Annotated in this window: 15 protein-coding genes; 11 read left to right on the top strand and 4 right to left on the bottom strand. The window is 66.4% G+C overall.

From position 1 onward, the window contains the following. Positions 1-8: 8 nt before the first annotated feature. From mycP to CH295_RS00795, 3 genes are all read right to left on the bottom strand, one after another. The gene (mycP, locus tag CH295_RS00805; RefSeq protein WP_373453613.1) at positions 9-1,400 is read right to left on the bottom strand and encodes a type VII secretion-associated serine protease mycosin; all 1,392 of its coding nucleotides are present in this window, start codon (positions 1,398-1,400) and stop codon (positions 9-11) included. After that, positions 1,397-2,971: a type VII secretion integral membrane protein EccD gene (gene eccD, locus CH295_RS00800; protein ID WP_170945695.1), complete on the bottom strand. Its 1,575-nt coding sequence runs from the start codon at positions 2,969-2,971 to the stop codon at positions 1,397-1,399. The genes mycP and eccD overlap by 4 nt, the downstream gene beginning before the upstream one ends. Before the next feature lie 128 nt (positions 2,972-3,099). After that, positions 3,100-4,089: an LLM class flavin-dependent oxidoreductase gene (locus tag CH295_RS00795; protein ID WP_094739488.1), complete on the bottom strand. Its 990-nt coding sequence runs from the start codon at positions 4,087-4,089 to the stop codon at positions 3,100-3,102. Positions 4,090-4,320: 231 nt separating this feature from the next. Between CH295_RS00795 and eccCa the strand changes: the two genes are divergently transcribed. The 8 genes from eccCa to glmM all read left to right on the top strand — a co-directional run bounded on the left by eccCa (position 4,321) and on the right by glmM (position 13,721). Beyond that, entirely contained in the window at positions 4,321-8,319 is a 3,999-nt protein-coding gene (gene eccCa, locus CH295_RS00790) for a type VII secretion protein EccCa (RefSeq protein WP_094739602.1), read from the top strand. Next, positions 8,316-9,773, top strand: a complete 1,458-nt coding sequence (locus CH295_RS00785) for a type VII secretion-associated protein (protein ID WP_141216923.1) — start codon at positions 8,316-8,318, stop codon at positions 9,771-9,773. The genes eccCa and CH295_RS00785 overlap by 4 nt, the downstream gene beginning before the upstream one ends. A gap of 159 nt (positions 9,774-9,932) precedes the next feature. Continuing rightward, positions 9,933-10,298 carry a WXG100 family type VII secretion target gene (locus tag CH295_RS00780; protein ID WP_141216922.1) on the top strand — a complete coding sequence of 122 codons (366 nt, stop codon included), beginning with the start codon at positions 9,933-9,935 and terminating at the stop codon, positions 10,296-10,298. Between the two features lie 64 nt (positions 10,299-10,362). Beyond that, positions 10,363-10,644 (top strand): WXG100 family type VII secretion target, encoded by a 282-nt coding sequence (locus CH295_RS00775; protein ID WP_068051312.1) that lies wholly within the window; start codon positions 10,363-10,365, stop codon positions 10,642-10,644. 82 nt (positions 10,645-10,726) lie between these two features. Continuing rightward, the gene (locus CH295_RS00770; RefSeq protein ID WP_094739601.1) at positions 10,727-11,095 is read left to right on the top strand and encodes a TraR/DksA family transcriptional regulator; all 369 of its coding nucleotides are present in this window, start codon (positions 10,727-10,729) and stop codon (positions 11,093-11,095) included. Between the two features lie 198 nt (positions 11,096-11,293). Continuing rightward, entirely contained in the window at positions 11,294-11,737 is a 444-nt protein-coding gene (rplM, locus tag CH295_RS00765) for a 50S ribosomal protein L13 (protein WP_037188282.1), read from the top strand. After that, complete coding sequence (gene rpsI / locus CH295_RS00760; protein WP_032397516.1) at positions 11,734-12,258, top strand: 30S ribosomal protein S9; 525 nt, start codon at positions 11,734-11,736, stop codon at positions 12,256-12,258. Before rplM ends, rpsI begins: the two co-directional genes overlap by 4 nt. A gap of 107 nt (positions 12,259-12,365) precedes the next feature. After that, positions 12,366-13,721, top strand: a complete 1,356-nt coding sequence (gene glmM / locus CH295_RS00755) for a phosphoglucosamine mutase (protein WP_094739485.1) — start codon at positions 12,366-12,368, stop codon at positions 13,719-13,721. A gap of 4 nt (positions 13,722-13,725) precedes the next feature. Here glmM and CH295_RS00750 read toward each other — a convergent pair whose 3' ends face one another. Further along, positions 13,726-14,766, bottom strand: a complete 1,041-nt coding sequence (locus CH295_RS00750; protein ID WP_037188278.1) for an LLM class F420-dependent oxidoreductase — start codon at positions 14,764-14,766, stop codon at positions 13,726-13,728. A 152-nt stretch (positions 14,767-14,918) separates the two neighbouring features. Between CH295_RS00750 and CH295_RS00745 the strand changes: the two genes are divergently transcribed. From CH295_RS00745 to CH295_RS00735, 3 genes are read left to right on the top strand one after another with little or no spacing between them, the layout of a single operon-like run. Next, positions 14,919-15,224, top strand: a complete 306-nt coding sequence (locus CH295_RS00745) for a type VII secretion target (protein ID WP_094739484.1) — start codon at positions 14,919-14,921, stop codon at positions 15,222-15,224. Beyond that, a complete protein-coding gene (locus tag CH295_RS00740) occupies positions 15,221-17,035 on the top strand; it encodes a hypothetical protein (protein ID WP_094739483.1) in 1,815 nt (604 codons plus the stop codon). The genes CH295_RS00745 and CH295_RS00740 overlap by 4 nt, the downstream gene beginning before the upstream one ends. Beyond that, positions 17,032-17,301 carry a hypothetical protein gene (locus CH295_RS00735; RefSeq protein ID WP_141216921.1) on the top strand — a complete coding sequence of 90 codons (270 nt, stop codon included), beginning with the start codon at positions 17,032-17,034 and terminating at the stop codon, positions 17,299-17,301. Before CH295_RS00740 ends, CH295_RS00735 begins: the two co-directional genes overlap by 4 nt. Positions 17,302-17,315: the final 14 nt, after the last annotated feature.

Below are 17,315 nucleotides of genomic sequence, written 5' to 3'. Positions count from 1 at the left end.
CGTCCGGCTCAGTCGAGTCTGCCGCGTCGGCGCAGAGGCACCGACAGTGCCAGCCCTAGTGCCAGGATCACCGCCACCAGCACCGAACCGGTGACCGCTGTGGTCCGCGGGCGATGATCCGGAGTGGGCGGCGGCAACGGCGCACTCATCGCAACACTGTCCGCAGGGACCGGGAGGGGAGCAGGCGTCACCGAATCGGTCACCGCTGCAAGCGGATCGACGATGCCGTGGCCGACGAGGGGATTCCACCCTTCGGCCGGCGCATGCGCCGTTCGTTCGATCCGGTCCACCACCTCCAGCGCCGACAGCTCGGGCCGGTGAGCGCGCACCAGCGCCGCCACCGCCGCAACCAGCGGTGCCGCAAAACTCGTTCCCGTCATGGGAAGCACGCCATCGGTGCCGAGGGTGCCGTTCGCCAGTCCGTTGCCCGTCGGCGACAGCGAGGTCATATTCGAGCCCGGAGCGGCGACGTCGACCCACGGACCGGCCAGGCCGAACGGAGACGGTGTGCCATCCGACTCGACCGAACCGACAGTCAATACGTCGTCGAACCACGCCGGAGTGGCGATGGTCGCGAAGGATGCCCACGGGTCGGCACCGGGCCGAAGCGGGTCGGTCATCGGGTTCTGTGCCTGGCAGGCAGCGCTGCCGAGATTGCCCGCTGCTGCGACGACGACGACATTTCTTTCTCGGACGGCGTAATGCACGGCCGCACCGAGCGGACCGTCGGCCACGCCGCCTCCCGCAGGCACACAGGCGACCTCGGAGATGTTGATGACCGAGGCGCCGGAGTCCACCGCGGTGCGGATGGCCATCGCCATCGTGCGTACGTTGCCGTAGCCCGCTGCATTCTCCGGTTCGGCCCCCTGCTCCTCCTCCGGCCTGTTGTCGACGATCTGAAAGACATTGCTGGACTGACGAATCGACAGTATGCGTGCATCGGGTGCGCCCCCGGCGAATCCGCTGCCCGGTGCGGTCTGCGCGGCGATCAGGCCGGCGACCATCGTTCCGTGCGCGTCGCAGTCGAACAACCCGTCGCCTGCGCTGACGTAGTCACCGCCGGCGATCAAGCCCGGTAGGCGCGGATGAGCGGTGACTCCGGTGTCGATGACGGCAACCACTTGACCTGCCCCACGGGTGATGGGCCAGACCGATGCGAAGTCGAGTGCCTTCTGCGCGGTCGGGACGTCCTGGGCATCGGCGGTCGAGGACGGAAGGGCGCAGGCATTCTTCTGTTCGGTGGGTTCGAGTGGGCCGGGAGGACTCGGTGCAGGCAGCTGGAACGGGTCGATCACCGGACGTTCGGCGAGTGCCGGATACACGCCGATGACGGCGTTCGACGACAGGGCAAGAGCAGTGAACGCCGCGATGACGATCGTTCGCTGTTTGCGCGGCGTCACAGCCCGCGGACGACGCTGTACAGACCGCACACCCACACTGCGATCGGAATGACCAGGGCGATGGTGGCATATTCGAGCAGCTCGGCCGATCGCCGCATCACCGGCGAGTACGTGCGGGTGGGCACGAAGGCCCCGAAGGTCGATGCCGTCACCGCGCCTGCCAGTGCCACACCGAACAAGGCGAGAGCGTATTCGGGTGATGCAACGACCGCACCGGCGAATAGCGCCAGCAGAATCGCCGTTCCGCCTGCGACCAGCGGAACTGCGTGCGTCACAACGGCATACGTGCGTCCGCGCAGCAGCAGGACAAGCGCACACAGTGCCGCGAGCGCGACTGCCGGCCACCGGACGCCACCGTCGGAATCCGCTGTAGCCGAAACGAGCACGCCCGCCACCACGGCGACGGTGAAGGCCGACAGCAGACCGGTCAGGTAGCTACGCGCTCCGGCCGCGGCGATCTGCAGATCGGCGAACGAGATCGCGTCGAGTTCAGCTTCCTCCACAGTGTCCAACGGTGCGCCTGCAGTGGGAACCGGGGGAAGCGGCAACTTGGCCTGCATCATCGACACTCTGGCAGAGAGCGCAATTCCGGCCAGGCCGGTGAGCGCAGCGGCAGTGCCGATCGCCGGTTGCGGGATGGTGGTGAACAGTGCGCACACCGCGGCAGCGAACGTCAGAAGTGACAGCACTATCGCAGCGGTGAACAGTGCGAACCCGGTCCCGCCGATACGAAGTGACAGGAGGGCGATCGCGCCTGCCATGGCCGAACCCAGCATCAGCTGAGCCGCACCGAACTGCCCGGGTACCAGCACAGTTCCGCCGGTGAACATCAGCGCGACGGCACACCCACCGAAGAGGACAGCGACGGAGTGCTGGCGATAGACCCGCCCCAGAATCACCCCCGCGATCGCGAAGAGAATCGACGCAGTGACCGCAGCGAGTCCCTCGACAAGACTGCCGACGTGCTCGGCTCCCGCCCGGATCGGCCCGCGCAACACGACCGCGCAAGCCGAGATCACCAGGACTCCGGTGACGACCGAACCCACCGTGCGCGCCGTACGCGCAGTCCAGTGCGCAACATCGTCACTACCCGATCGCGCAACGGAATACATGAGGTCGTCGAACAGCGGAACCGGCGCGGGCCGCTCGGCCACACCCAACACGAGCAACTCCCCGTCGCGCACCGACAACTCGGCCAACGTCGCAGTCTGCGACAACGGTGGACACCCGATCCGCGCAAGCGTCCATGCCACGGGCAACCCGTCCGACGAGGGATCCTCGTCGCCGGGATCTCCCGCTCTCCCAGGTCGTTCCGCAGGCTCCACTCCCGCCGCAATCATGTCGACGATCCCCGGAACGAGAAGCGAAACCGGAACGTCGGCCGGCAGCGCCATGTCCACCTGTGTGGACCTGGCCAACACCGTCACCCGGCAGACTTCCTGGGCAAAGACGGACTGCGCGCCCGATGCTCGCCTACTCGCGTCCGATGCACTCGGTGACTGTGTCGGATCGGCAGGTGCCGTGCGTGACGGCGCAATGCCGGCCGATGGACGGCTGTCGGCGCGTGTCATGAAGATCCCCCCGGATACGTTCGATTCGCGTTCCGATGCCCGCCCCAGTGGGCATCGGTGTCCAAACCTTACGACATCGCGGCGACAAGCCATTGCTCGTCGGGATCTGCCGGCGGAGTGCGCAGCTCTCAGGCAGGAACCAGGTCACTCACCTGTGCGAGCAACTCGAACGAGCGAAGCCACGACGCGCGGTCGGACACACCGGACGCGACGATCAGCTCGTCCGCCCCGGTGCGTTCGGCGAATCGATCCAGGTAGTCCTTCACCATGTCCGGCGTACCGACGGCCGAGTACTTGGTCATCTTCGCGATCTGTTGGCCCGCAGGCGCTTCGAGGACCATGTCGGCTTCCTCGTCGGTGAAGGTCCGGCCGCGGCCGAGCAGTAGGCTGGCGCGACTGCGCTTGGTGCGGAGGAACTGCGCCTGTGCATCGGCGAGCGAATCGGCCGCGATCACGTTGACACCCACGATCAGGTGCGGCTCCGACAATTGCGCGGACGGTCGGAAGTCACGTCGATAGATCTCGACGGCCTGCTCGAGGGCGTCGGGTGCGAAGTGCGAGGCGAAGGCATAGGGCAGGCCGAGTGCAGCGGCGAGCTGCGCGCCGAAGAGCGACGACCCCAAGATGTACAGCGGTACTTCGGTACCTGCGCCGGGAGTCGCGCTCACTCCTGGGATCAGGGACTCCGTCGACAGGTAGCCCTGCAGTTCCTGGACATCCTGGGGAAAGCGATCGGCCGACGCGGGATCGCGCCGCATCGCTCGCATCGTGACCTGGTCGCTGCCGGGGGCGCGGCCCAGACCCAGATCGATTCGTCCCGGGTGCAGCGTCGCCAAGGTGCCGAACTGCTCGGCGATGGTCAACGGCGCGTGATTGGGAAGCATGATCCCGCCGGATCCGAGCCGGATTCGCTCGGTGTTGGCGGCGACGTGGCCGATGAGAACCGATGTGGCCGACGACGCGATCGTCTTCATGTTGTGGTGCTCGGCGTACCAGATGCGTCGGTATCCCCAGTTCTCGGCATGCTGAGCGAGTGTGACGCTTGCATCGAAGCTGTCGCGGACTGTTTCGCCCTCGCCCACATGAGCGAGATCGAGGATGGACAAGGGTACGGACACGGTGGGGCCAGCCTTTCGTTCGTCGAGCGCGCGGCGAGGAGCCGCATTCAGGTGCAACGGTGTCGGGCAGCGTTCTATTTCTCGTCGGACGGACCGGTGGTCCCGTGGGTCCGTCCTACGAGACGGCAGCTGTGGACCGCCCGGTCTTCGATGCGTTAGCCTGTCGACCTGCGGCCTCGGGGGGAGGCTGCCGCGATGCAGTTCTGGGGGCGTTGCCGTGGGGGCGGATCGATGAGTACCGTGCGCTTCGTTCGCGGTGCCCGACGCGAAGTACCTCGATCTCCGGGCGGGGAAGTCACCCTGCAGCCGCCGCCCGAAATTCCGCGCGCGGTGCCGGGCAATCTACTGATGAAGCTGATGCCGCTGGTGATGGTCGCCGCGATGGTCGGGATGGTCGCGCTGATGTTCACCTCCGGGGCAGCAGCGAACCCGATGATGCTGATGTTCCCGGCCATGATGTTGATGTCCATGGTGGGGATGTTGGCCGGCGGCGGGAAGTCCGGCGGAGCGCGCACGGCCGAGGCGAACGAGGACCGCAAGGATTACCTCCGCTATCTGGATCAGCTCCGCCGCGACGTCGCCGAGACCGAGCGAGCGCAACGCCGAGCCCTCGAATGGAGTCACCCGGCCCCCGACACGTTGTGGTCGATCGCCGGAACCGAGCGCATGTGGGAACGGCGACTGTCGGATCCGGATTTCGCACACGTACGAGTCGGCCGTGGGGATCAGCGGCTTGCCACTCGACTGGTTCCGCCGGAAACCGGGCCGGTGGAAGAACTCGAACCCGTCTCGGCCGTGTCTCTACGTCGATTCGTGCGGGCGCATTCGGTGGTGGCCGCGCTGCCGACTGCGGTGTCGCTGAGGGGATTTGCGGCGTTGTCCGTAGCGGGCGACCGCGACGGAGCCCGCGCGATGGTGCGCGCGATGTTGGCCTCGCTGTGCAGCTTTCACGGACCCGATCACGTCGCTGTCGCGATCGTCTGCGGCCCGGACACCGTGCAGCAGTGGGAGTGGGCCAAGTGGCTGCCGCACACTCAGCACGACGCTCTGCGCGACGGGGCCGGGTCCGCTCGGATGATCTTCGGCAGCTTTCTCGAACTCGAAAGTGCGCTGGGCGACGTGCTGTCGATGCGAAATCGGTTCGCGCGCGGAGCTGTGCCGGTTGCAGGCGTCGTGCAGTTGGTGATCGTGGTGGACGGCGGGCTTCTCGACAACCGATCGACCGACCTCACCGACACGGGCCTCGATTCCGTCACGATCGTCGATCTGTCCGGCATGTGCCCAGGACTCGCCGCGTCGCGTGGACTCCGATTGTTCGCCGAGAACGGATCGATAGGCGCGGTCAGCGGAACCACGGTCGAGGTGTTCGCCGTCGCGGATTCGATGAGCACCACCCAAGCGCACGCCGTCGCTCGACGCCTGTCGCCGTATCGTGTGCCGTCGTCCTCGTCGGTCGTCGATGTGGTCGACGACGACGGAGTCCGGATCTCGGGATGGAACAGCCTGGTCGGTATCGCCGATGTCGGCGCACTCGACACGGATCGAGCGTGGACGATGCGGCGCGGACGCGAGAGGCTGCGGGTACCGATCGGTGTCGCCCCCGACGGCAGCGCCGTCGAGATCGACCTGAAGGAATCCGCCGAGAACGGCATGGGACCTCACGGATTGTGTATCGGAGCAACAGGTTCCGGAAAATCGGAGTTCCTCCGCACACTCGTGCTCGGCTTGGTGTCGACTCACTCGCCGGAACAGCTGAACCTGGTGCTCGTCGACTTCAAGGGCGGCGCGACGTTCGCGGGCCTGGAATCGGCACCGCACGTGGCCGCGGTCATCACCAACCTGTCCGAGGACTTGGCCTTGGTGGATCGAATGCGCGACGCGTTGGCCGGTGAAATGAACCGACGGCAGGAGTCGCTGCGCTCGGCCGGGAACTTCGCGAACGTCTCCGACTACGAGAGGGCGCGCGCCGCGGGAGCGGATCTGGCACCGATGCCCGCGCTGTTCGTGGTGGTCGACGAGTTCTCGGAATTGCTCAGCCAGCAACCGGAATTCGCCGAGCTGTTCGTCGCGATCGGCAGGCTCGGACGTTCGCTGCACATGCACCTGCTGCTCGCCAGCCAGCGCCTCGAAGAAGGAAAATTGCGCGGTCTCGACAGTCACCTGTCGTACCGCATAGGTCTGAAGACGTTCTCCGCGAACGAGTCTCGATCAGTGCTCGGAGTTCCCGACGCCTATCACCTTCCCGCGCAGCCGGGTGCGGGCTACCTCAAGTGCGATTCGGCCGAGATCGTCAGGTTCGCTGCGGCATACGTCTCCGGTCCGTACTCGCCGCCGCGGTCCGGTCCCGGCGCTCGGCCCTCGCTCGGGGGCGACATCAGGCCGAAACCCTTCACCGCGTACGCGGTACCGCTCGACTCCATCGATCTCGGCCGCATCGAGGCTGCCGCTGCGCCGGAGGTCGAACAGGATCCGGTCGACTCCGACAGCACCGGTGCGACGGTGCTCGACGTGGTCGTCGGACGCATTCGGGGTCGCGGAATGCCGGCCCACGAGGTGTGGCTGCCACCGTTGGACACCTCACCCACCTTGAACCGGTTGCTGCCCGGATCGGTTCCGACCGAGCGCATCGGTCCGCTCAGCACGCTGCGGGCCCCGATCGGCATCATCGACCGGCCTTTCGATCAGCGCCGCGATCTGCTGACCGTCGATCTGTCCGGTGCTGCGGGCCACGTCGCCATCGTCGGTGCCCCGCAATCGGGTAAGTCGACGGCGCTTCGGTCGTTGATCCTGGCTCTCGCGATGACGCATTCGCCGGCACAGATCCAGTTCTACTGCTTGGACTTCGGCGGCGGAACGTTGGCCGGGCTGGCCGATCTGCCACATGTCGGATCGGTGGCCAACCGCCTCGATGTCGATCGGGTTCGGCGGACCGTGGCCGAGGTCGCCGGTGTCGTTCGGCAGCGGGAGAAGACATTCCGTGATCGCGGGATCGACTCGATGGCCGAGTTCCGACGGCGACGTTCAACGCAACCCGTCGACACCGAGGATCGGTTCGGCGACGTCTTTCTCGTCATCGACGGTTGGCCGTCCATCAGGTCCGATTTCGAGAGTCTCGAACAGCAGATCGCCACCTTGACGACTCAGGGCCTCGCTTTCGGTCTGCATCTGATCCTCACCGCGTCGCGGTGGGCGGAAGTTCGGCCTGCGACCAAGGACCTGATGGGTACCCGATTGGAACTGCGGCTCGGCGACCCGTCGGATTCGGACATGGGGCGCGCCAAAGCGGCGAGCGTTCCCGAGGGCCGGCCGGGCCGGGGCATGACCAGGGACGGTCTGCATCTGTTGATCGCACTTCCACGGGTGGACGACGTCTGCTCCGTCGACGATCTGTCTCGCGCAGTCGGTCGGTCGGTCGCCGCGATCGCGGCGGCATCTGCGGGAACCCAAGCGCCGCCGGTGCGGATGCTGCCGGAGCTGCTCGAGAGATCCGCGGTACTCGATCAGCTCGGTGATGCGTGGCCACGAACCCGTGGCGATATCCCTGAGCTCGGAGTTCCCATCGGCATCGACGAGGCAGAGTTGGCACCCGTGGTGGTCGACTTCGCGGAGAATCCACACTTCGTCGTGTTCGGCGACAGCGAGTGCGGCAAGACTTCTCTGTTGCGCGGAATCTGTCGATCGCTCGTCGAGGCGAACTCGTCCGGCAGCGTCAAACTCATCGTCGCGGACTACCGCCGAACTCTCCTGGGCGCAGTCGATTCCGAGCATCTGGCCGGGTATGCGGCTTCGCAGGCGACGCTGACGGCCATGCTCGTCGACCTCGCCGGCCGCATGGCCGATCGCATGCCGGGTGCAGACGTGACCCAGCAGCAGCTTCGTGAGCGGTCGTGGTGGAACGGCCCCGAGGTGTTCGTCGTCGTCGACGATTACGACCTGGTCGCCACGTCGTCGGGAAATCCGTTGGCCCCGTTGGTGGAACACCTTCCCCATGCCCGAGACATCGGGCTGCACGTCATCGTGGCGCGTCGTTCGGGCGGCGCAGGCCGGGCGCTGTTCGACCCGGTGATCGGGCGGTTGCGTGATCTGGTGACGCCGGGACTGGTCATGAGCGGAAGCCGCGACGAGGGGAACCTGCTCGGGACGGTACGTCCCAGTGCCATGCCGCCCGGACGTGGGGTGTTCGTCGACCGCTCCGGCCAGTCACTCGTTCAGCTCGGACATTCGAGTTGACGGGCACCTCGTGGCGTTATGCCGCAGTGCATCTGGGCTACACGGAGATTTCCGTCGTTGCCACGGGCGGAGTATTCGAGGGCCCGAGAGAGAGCGTCGGATCGGCGTTCGCCACGGTGGAGGGTGGCCGTCTGGTGTTCGGCCGGGGCCCGGCCGAAGACGAGATTCCGCCCCTGCTCTGTATCGACGATGCGTCGATCCCGGTGGGGGCCACGGTGTGGGACCGGGAGGCGGTACTCCACGGAATCGTGTGGTCGGCCCTGCAGAGCGCCGGAGTGCACGACCGACTCGACGTGCTCGAGATCGCGTATCCGTCTACCTGGGGCGAGCAACGCTCGGGCATCGTTCGGGCACTGTTTGCGACCTCGGCAAACGAGGTGGTGCTCGTGGAGACGGCCGAGGCCGCCCTGTCGTGGTCGGGTGAACGAGCGCCGTCCGCCGCGGTGGTCGTCGAAGTCGGAGCTCTCGACACGTCCGTCGTCGTCCTCGACGAGTCGGGGGCGCACGGCGGAGACACCGGCGCGATACTTCCGTTCGGTACGGGTGACGACGACGCGTGGCGACGAGCGGTCGGCGACTACGTTTGGTCGTCGGTCACGCGCTGCCCCGACGAGGTGTACGTGGTGGCGGCGACCAGCGCCGGGGCGGATCCCGTCGTCGATCACCCCACACAGTGGTTGACCGGCCTCGACATCGCCAGGTCGCTGTACCGGCGAGCCGGGGCGGATCTCGTTCCGGCACCGTCGGTCCGTGCCGCGACGACGCGATCGGCGGCATGGCTCGACGACGTCACAGCACCGACGCGGTCCCGGCAGAAGCGGCGTCCCCCGATGCTCGGGGCCGTGGGTGTCGTGGCAGCGGTCGTCGTATTCGGTTGCGCAGCCGTGTATTTCGCCGGACAGTCTCCGGGCGGTTCCGATGTCGTGGCGGCACAACCCTTTTCGCCTGTCGCGGCCCCGAACGCTACGTCCTCGTCCGTCGTCGAACCGCCACCGACCACGATCGCCGACGCGCCGACGCCGGTCGAGACGGTGACGTTCGTGTCCGGGCGCGTCTCGATGCGGTTGCCCGGTACCTGGACGAAGGTGGACGACCCGGATCGTATGGTGCTGATTCCGCCGAACCCGCCCGAGCGTCGGATCGTCGTCACCGTGGCAGAGCTGTTGCCGGGTACGGCACAGGAGCAGGTCGCCGACGAGCTGCGGTCGGCCATCGATGCTCGTGGGCCGGATTCCACCATCGGATCTTTCGAATCCACACGCGATTTCGGCGGCCGCGTCGGAATCGCTTACACCGAGAGGCCGATCGACGACTCGACGGTGCTCTGGCGTGTGTTCGTCGAGTCCGACCTACAGGTCAGCATCGGTTGCCAGTTCGAGGGAGGCGACGTGTCGGTGATCGACGCCGAATGCGGGCAGGCAACGCAGACGTTGGAGATCGTCCCGGCGTCGTGAGAGCCGCCCACAGTTTTTCGCGCACGGCCGGAACCGAATCGAGGGGGCGTTGCGTCAAAGGAGATGTAGGGGAGTGAGCGGGCCGACAGTGGCCTCTCGGTCGAGCAGCACGTGCGCCGCGGGTGCACGTGAATCGAGTATCGAAGACAAGGAGTCGAAGTGGGATATCCAGGGGGACCGGAAGCTATGGGTTCGTCGAACGGCGTCACGGTCACACCGCAGGAGCTCGTCGCTGCCGGAGCGACGATCGAAGGCCTGAGCGTGTCGATCAACGCGTCCAATTCGGCCGTTCGCTCGATCGTCGAGCAGACCGCCGAGGCGTGGGTCGGTAAGGCGGGCAAGTCGTTTCAGGACGTCATGGCCCAGTGGGACACCAGTGCGCAGAAGATGCGGAGTGCGCTCGAGCAGATCTCCGCGGACATCAAGACCAACGGCCACGGTTACTCGGACGCCGACGACGACAACGTGTCGGCCGTGAACCAGGTGGCCGGATCCCTGAACTCGGGACTGTCCTCGTTCACGTGACGCCGCATCCGGTGACCACACGACCATCCACACGACCATGCTCGACCAAGGAGACCGATCCGACATGAAATACGACTTCGCGCAGATCGCGGCGCTGACCGAGGCGATGAACAAGCAGGCGAACGTGACCAAGGACCTTCTCGGGGACGTGGACAGCACCGCGAAGCGGCTCTACCAGTCGTGGGAGGGCGACGCGATGACGTCCTACTACGAGCTGCAGCGTCAGTGGAACTCCGCATCCGACGAGCTCAACCTCATTCTGTCGAGCCTCGTCGCGGCCGCGCGCACCGGTGGCGAGACGATGCACGGCGTCGAGATGGCCAACAAGGCGCGGATGGCTCGCTGACCCATCGTCACGAAAGCGGATGCCCCGACCGAGACATCGGTCGGGGCATCCGCTGCGTCTGGGGCCCTGCGTCCTGTTCACGATGCCGGCCGGGGTGTCTACTGGTCCGGTGACGGACTTCGCAGCGGTACTGGGGGCCGAACGGTCTCGTGCCGAGCATCGACGGGTGTCCCTGCGAGCAGAACTGGCGTCGGTGATCGAAGGATCGCGGTTCACGACCGACGACGACGAGCACGATCCCGAGGGGTCGACGATCGCATTCGAGCGAGCGAAGATCGCGGCGCTCATCACCGACACCGAATCCGAGATACGCGAGATCGACGCGGCGGTGTCACGGCTCTCGGCCGGGACGTACGGTACCTGCGAGCGGTGCGGCGGCGAGATCCCGGCGATCAGGCTCGAGGCGCTGCCCGCTGCCCGTCGGTGCATGCAGTGTGTGCGCCTGCGCTGACGACGTCGACGAGTTCAGGCCTCGACAGCGGAGGCGTTTTGACCTGGGCGTCCGCTCCCGGTATCGTTCCCCGTTGGCGTGTATGGGCTCGCCGCGCACTCCTGTGCGTATCGAGCTCTTGTCCTCGGGTCTCAACTGGCCGCCGAGGGCATCCACTCGTCTTGGCCAGCAGCGACATCATGAAGACAGGAATTTTCTGTGTCTACTTACGCCCCGAAGGCCGGGGACACCACCCGGACGTGGCATGTGATCGACGCCACGGACGTCGTGCTCGGACGCCTCGCCGTCCAGGCCGCGACTCTGCTCCGCGGTAAGCACAAGCCCACCTACGCACCCAACGTCGATGGCGGCGACTTCGTCGTCATCATCAACGCCGAGAAGGTTGCCATCAGCGGCAACAAGCTCGACGGCAAGTTCCACCACCACCACTCCGGCCATCCGGGCGGTCTGAAGTCGCGCTCGACCCGTCAGGTCCTCGAGAGCAACCCCGATCGTCTCGTGGAGAAGGCCGTCGTCGGCATGATCCCCAAGAACAAGCTCGGTAGTGCCATCGCGAGCAAGCTGAAGGTCTACGCGGGACCGAATCACCCGCATGCCGCTCAGCAGCCCGTTCCGTTCGAGATCAAGCAGGTGTCCCAGTGACGGCGCCGGAGGGAAATGACGTGACGTCGCAGGAGAACATCGAAGAGATCGCCGCCGACGAGTTCGTGGCAGTCGAAGATCCCGAGGTCGTCTCGGACATCGAAGCTGCAGCCGCTCCGGCCCCGATCGTGTTCGATCGCCCGATCCAGACCGTCGGACGCCGTAAGGAAGCCGTCGCTCGTGTTCGGTTGTCCTCGGGCACCGGCGGATTCAAGCTCAACGGCCGCACCCTCGAGGATTACTTCCCGAACAAGGTGCACCAGCAGCTGATCAAGGCTCCTCTCGTTCTGGTCGACCGCGCGGAGTCCTTCGACATCGTCGCGCTGCTGCACGGTGGCGGACCGTCGGGACAGGCAGGCGCATTGCGTCTGGCCATCTCGCGTGCGCTGATCGAACTCGCACCCGACGATCGCCCGCCGCTCAAGGCCGCGGGCTACCTCACGCGTGACGCGCGTGCAGTCGAGCGCAAGAAGTACGGCCTGAAGAAGGCCCGTAAGGCGTCGCAGTACTCCAAGCGCTGACGCGTCTTACCCGCTTCATCCTCGAGGGCAGGCATCCAGCAGTATCGGACGCCTGCCCTCGAGGCATTTCACACCACATTCTCTCCGCTCGAAGGGGTTCTTGGTTCATGGCGCGATTGTTCGGCACCGACGGAGTTCGGGGACTGGCGGGCGGGGTTCTGACCGCTGAGCTGGCGTTGAGAATCGCGCGCGCCGCAGCCGCCGTGTTGGCACCGAATGTCGACGGCGTCAGGCGTGTGGCAGTGGTCGGTCGTGATCCGCGTGTCAGTGGCGCGATGCTCAGCGCAGCCGTGTCCGCCGGACTCACCGCATCGGGTGTCGACGTGATCGATGTCGGCGTGCTGCCCACACCCGCAGTCGCCTTCCTCACCGCCGAATACGACGCGGCGCTCGGTGTGATGATCTCGGCATCGCACAATGCGATGCCCGACAACGGAATCAAGATCTTCGCCGCAGGCGGGCACAAGCTGGACGACGACGTCGAAGACCGGATAGAAGCTGCCCTCGATCCCGAGGGGCGCTCCCGGAACGACGCACAGCCCTACGACGCCACCGGTGCCGCGATCGGCCGTATCGACGTCGCACAGGACGCGGCAGCCCGCTACACCGAGCATCTCGCCGGATCTATGTCGCATCGACTCGACGGCGTGACCGTCGTGGTGGATTGCTCGCACGGTGCCGCCTCGGTCGTCGGGCCCGAGATCTACCGACGTGCCGGTGCGACGGTCGTGGCGATCAATGCAGAACCCGACGGCATCAACATCAACGACGGGTGCGGGTCGACGCACCTGGAGGGGTTGCAGAAGGCCGTCGTGGAGCACGGTGCGGACCTCGGTATCGCGCACGACGGAGACGCCGACCGATGTCTCGCCGTCGACGCGGCGGGTTCGGTGGTGGACGGTGACGCGATCATGACGGTGCTGGCCATCGCGATGCACGACGCGGGCCACCTGACCGACGACACGTTGGTCGCCACGGTGATGAGCAACCTCGGTCTGCACATTGCGATGCGCGAGGCCGGAATCACGTTGCGCACCACCGCCGTCGGAGATCGCTACGTGCTCGAGGAGCTCCGCCGCGGCGGCTTCGCACTCGGGGGTGAACAGAGTGGACACGTTGTGCTGCCCGCAGTCGGAACAACCGGAGACGGGATCGCCACTGCACTGCGACTGATGGAGCGGATGGCGCAGACCGGGCGTTCCCTCGCGGATCTGGCGTCGGCCATGCGGACACTGCCGCAGGTGTTGATCAACGTCCGCGTGTCGGACAAAGCAGCGGTGGCGTCGGCACCGTCGGTATCGGACGCCGTGGCGTCGGCCGAGCGGGAACTCGGGGAATCGGGTCGAGTTCTGTTGCGCCCCAGCGGTACCGAACAGTTGGTGCGAGTGATGGTCGAAGCGTCGGAACTCGACGTCGCGACCCGACTCGCCGAAGAGCTGGCGGGCCGGGTCGCGTCGGTCTGACGTCTCAGGCGGTCAGTTCGCGCAGTGCGGTCAGCTGTGCGACGCGGCCTGCGGTGTTCTCGGCGAGCGGCGCGACGTTGAGAGTGGTGACACCCGCTTCGGCGAAGGCTGCGACCCGCTCCTTGACGAAGCTCTCCGGGCCGATGAGGTTGACCGCGCGAGCGAGCTCGTCGGGAACCGCCGCAGCGGCCTCCTCCTTCTTGCCGGCCAGGTACAGGTCCTGGATCTTCTCGGCCTCGGCCTCGTACCCGTATCGCTGAGCCAGGGAGTTGTAGAAGTTCTTGCCCTTGGCTCCCATGCCGCCGATGTACAGCGCCAGGTGCGGCTTGACCCAGGGGAGGTACTTCTCGGCATCCTCGCCGATCGCCAGCGTGGGACTTGCGAACACCTGGAGTTCGCCGAGCGACGGATCACGCTTGGCCTTGCCTGCCGCGAGAGAGTCGCCCCAGACGTCGGCGGCCTTCTCCGGGAAGTAGAAGATGGGCTGCCAGCCCTCGGCGATCTCGGCGGTCAGCTCTACGTTCTTGGGGCCCAGCGCGGCAATGACGACCGGAATGCGATCGCGCACAGGGTGATTGATCAACTTGAGCGGCTTGCCCAGGCCTGTTCCCTGGTCGGCCGGCAGCGGGATCTGATAGTGCTTGCCCTGATACTGCACCTTTTCACGACGCCAGACCTGGCGGCAGATCTCGATGACCTCGCGGGTTCTGGCGATGGGTGCGTCGTACTTGACGCCGTGGAAACCTTCGACGACCTGCGGTCCCGATGCGCCGAGCCCGAGTACGAATCGACCCTCGGAGACGTAGTCGAGACCGGCCGCGGTCATGGCGGTCAGTGACGGTGTCCTGGTGTAGATCTGGAAGATGCCGGACGCGATCTTGATCGTGCTCGTCTTGGCTGCGAGGAATCCGAGTTGGCTGACGGCGTCGAACGAGTAGGCCTCGGGCACGAAAATGATGTCGAGACCTGCCTTCTCGAGCTCGGCGACCTCGGCAACGGTCTCGTTGAAACCACCGCTGTAATTCAGCATCGTTCCGATGTGCATGGGACTCCTCGTTCGGTGAGCAGCTGGTGCAGCCACTTCAGGTACCTGTTACGGACATTTCACATCGGGACGTTACCGCTCCCTGTGGAACCGATGTGAGTCGGCGCACGTCATAGTGAGATAGGGGCACTTCGAGGGGGGAACGGGAACGTATGAGCGACGGAGTTCGGGTGGACGCGGACCGAGTTCGCGGCGTGGCAGATGCATTGGCGTCGTCGGCGGAGGCGCTCGGTGATGCCGCCGATTCGGTCGCCGACGCGGGCTTCGGCGCAGCCGCGGCCGGACGGAACTACGGCGACCTGGGCGCTGCCTATTCCCAGGCGCACCTCGGGCTCGGGCGTGCAGTCGGGGCATGGAGATCTTCGGTCGAGGACATTGCCGGTGCCCTCACCACCGCGATGAACGAGTACGAGCAACAGGACGACGCCACCGCATACGCGATCGAGACACCCCGGTGACACTTCCTTCGGCCTCGTCCGGTGACGGGGCGTCGATCGACGAGATTCTCGATGCGAACGCAGAAGGACTGCTGTTCTTCGAGCGTTTCCTGCCGCTGGTCGGCCGTGTCCCGGGCGTCGAAGTTCCGCAGTATCAGGACATGTGCGCCAGGTACGACGAGCAGCGCGGACTGAACCTGGGTGCGCTCGGTAACGATGCCGACGCCGTCGGGGCGGTGTCCGCAGTACTCGCCGATCAACTCGAGGAACAGATTCAACTTCGCCGAGTTCTGCAGTTGCGCTGGCACGGTGACGCAGGGGAGGCAGTGCAGACCTATCTTTCGGCCGAACAGGAGAAGGCGTCTCAGTTCCTCGCGTCGATCGAAGATTCCCATCAGACGATGTGTGCGGCCGTCGACGTTCTCCGTGACGCAGTGACCGACAAGGCAGAGCTCGTCGGCGGCCTCGACATCGACCTAGTGGACGGCAAAGACATGGACCTGATCGATGCGATTCTGCTCGCGTCGGGAATCGAGTGCCTGCCGGTGGATCGAGAGTCGGTGTTCCCACGATTGGCGTCTGCGTTCGAGGATCTGAACGACGGGGCGAGCAGCGTCGATGTCTCCGACGAGTTCGCCGCCGAGGTGACCGAACGCTGCAGGCGCTGGATCGACACCGAGTTCGTTCCGCGGGTGCAGGGTACGTGCGAGGCAGTCCTGGCAGCGTGCACCGCTACGGATATCGCCGTCAGAAACTGTCTGGCGTTGGTGGTGGACGTTCTGGGCAGTGTCCACGAGCCGTCGTTCGGTGAACTCGACGAGCGTGGTTGGGCAATGGAACCCGGTGCAGCAGCGAGGTGGCCGGGGCCCGACGGCTCTTGCGCAGACCCGGATCATGCCGGGATCGGTTCCGCGCCTTCCGCTTTCGGAGCCGCACCGGCGGCTGTCGTACCGGCGGCTGTCGGGCCCGCAGCGACCGGACCGGTGGCGACACTGCCCGGCGAGAACGCACTCGTCGGAGCAGACAGCGTGGATCCGGCCGGATCTCTCACCGCCGACGGTGGTGTGGGTGAGGAGCTGGGGGATTCTCTCGACGGGCTCGTGGATCGAGTGGTCGCCGAGATCATCGACCGAGTCGACAACGCGTTGACCGAGACGATCGACGGCGGAGATCTCGAAAGCTCGGGTGACACCGCCGTCGACAGTCGGGCAGGTGACGGCAACCCCGAGGAGGCTTCTCCGGACGGGAGTGGCGACCAGCGACCCGAACCGACTCCGTTGCCGCAGCCCGAGCAGTCGTGGACCGCGGCCACCGACGAGCGCGGCCATCTCGAGGCCGAGCTCGACGGGCATCGGGCCCGCATCGCGCTCGAACACGACGGCACGGTGTCCCTCGAACTCGAGACTCCTGGACTCGGAACGCGCTCGTTCGAGCTCGGAATCGGACCGTTCGGCCTACCCGAGATCGTCGAAGTTCCCGGTGTCGCCGACGCGGTGGACGCACCGGCCTCGGCTGCACCGTTGCCGACCGAACCGGTGCCCGCGGCCGAATCCGCGGCGGCAGAGGAACCCGTGCCGCCTGCCGAACCCGTGCCGCCTGCCGAACCGGAGCCTGCCTCCGGGCCGGTTCCTGCGGTCGAACCTGCGCCTGCGACCGCACCTGTGCCGCCGTCCGAATCCGTTTCGGATGCACAGGCGCAGTGCTCACCCGAGGCACCCGACACCGAGCAGCCTGCTGTGCAGCATCCGGTGGTTGCGGATCGACCGGTCACCGATCCGCAACCCGCCGACACGGGTAGCGGTGCAGGCCTGAGTGAAGCAGGGGAGCTGTGAGCACCGACAGTGCGTGGCGTCGGGAGTTGCATCGAATACGCGATGAGCACCGGATCGCGATGGCGCGGGCGGCCGAGGCGTTGAGTCGGGCACAGGCCCCGGCAGTGGACCGAGGCGGACGGATTTCAGCGACGGCGAGCGGAGCGGACTCCGACGTCGAGTCGATGTCGGATTCGGTGCTGCAACCGGCTCACCTGGACCGGCGAGCACCCACACCGCACGTCGAGACCGATCCCGACGAACGGCCGAGGTCCTGGCTGGTGTGACACCGGTCGGTGAA

The sequence above is a fragment of the Rhodococcus sp. 14-2483-1-2 genome (assembly GCF_002259405.1).
Taxonomy (GTDB): domain Bacteria; phylum Actinomycetota; class Actinomycetes; order Mycobacteriales; family Mycobacteriaceae; genus Rhodococcoides.
Note: the sequence above shows the minus strand (reverse complement) of the source record. Positions and strands in the feature narration are given on the sequence as shown.

Coding starts and splice junctions, on each gene's coding strand:
- eccD (WP_170945695.1), bottom strand. CDS start 2,971: ATGACACGCGCCGACAGCCGTCCATCGGCCGGCATTGCGCCGTCACGC.
- eccCa (WP_094739602.1), top strand. CDS start 4,321: ATGAGTACCGTGCGCTTCGTTCGCGGTGCCCGACGCGAAGTACCTCGA.
- CH295_RS00775 (WP_068051312.1), top strand. CDS start 10,363: ATGAAATACGACTTCGCGCAGATCGCGGCGCTGACCGAGGCGATGAAC.
- CH295_RS00770 (WP_094739601.1), top strand. CDS start 10,727: ATGCCGGCCGGGGTGTCTACTGGTCCGGTGACGGACTTCGCAGCGGTA.
- glmM (WP_094739485.1), top strand. CDS start 12,366: ATGGCGCGATTGTTCGGCACCGACGGAGTTCGGGGACTGGCGGGCGGG.
- CH295_RS00750 (WP_037188278.1), bottom strand. CDS start 14,766: ATGCACATCGGAACGATGCTGAATTACAGCGGTGGTTTCAACGAGACC.
- CH295_RS00745 (WP_094739484.1), top strand. CDS start 14,919: ATGAGCGACGGAGTTCGGGTGGACGCGGACCGAGTTCGCGGCGTGGCA.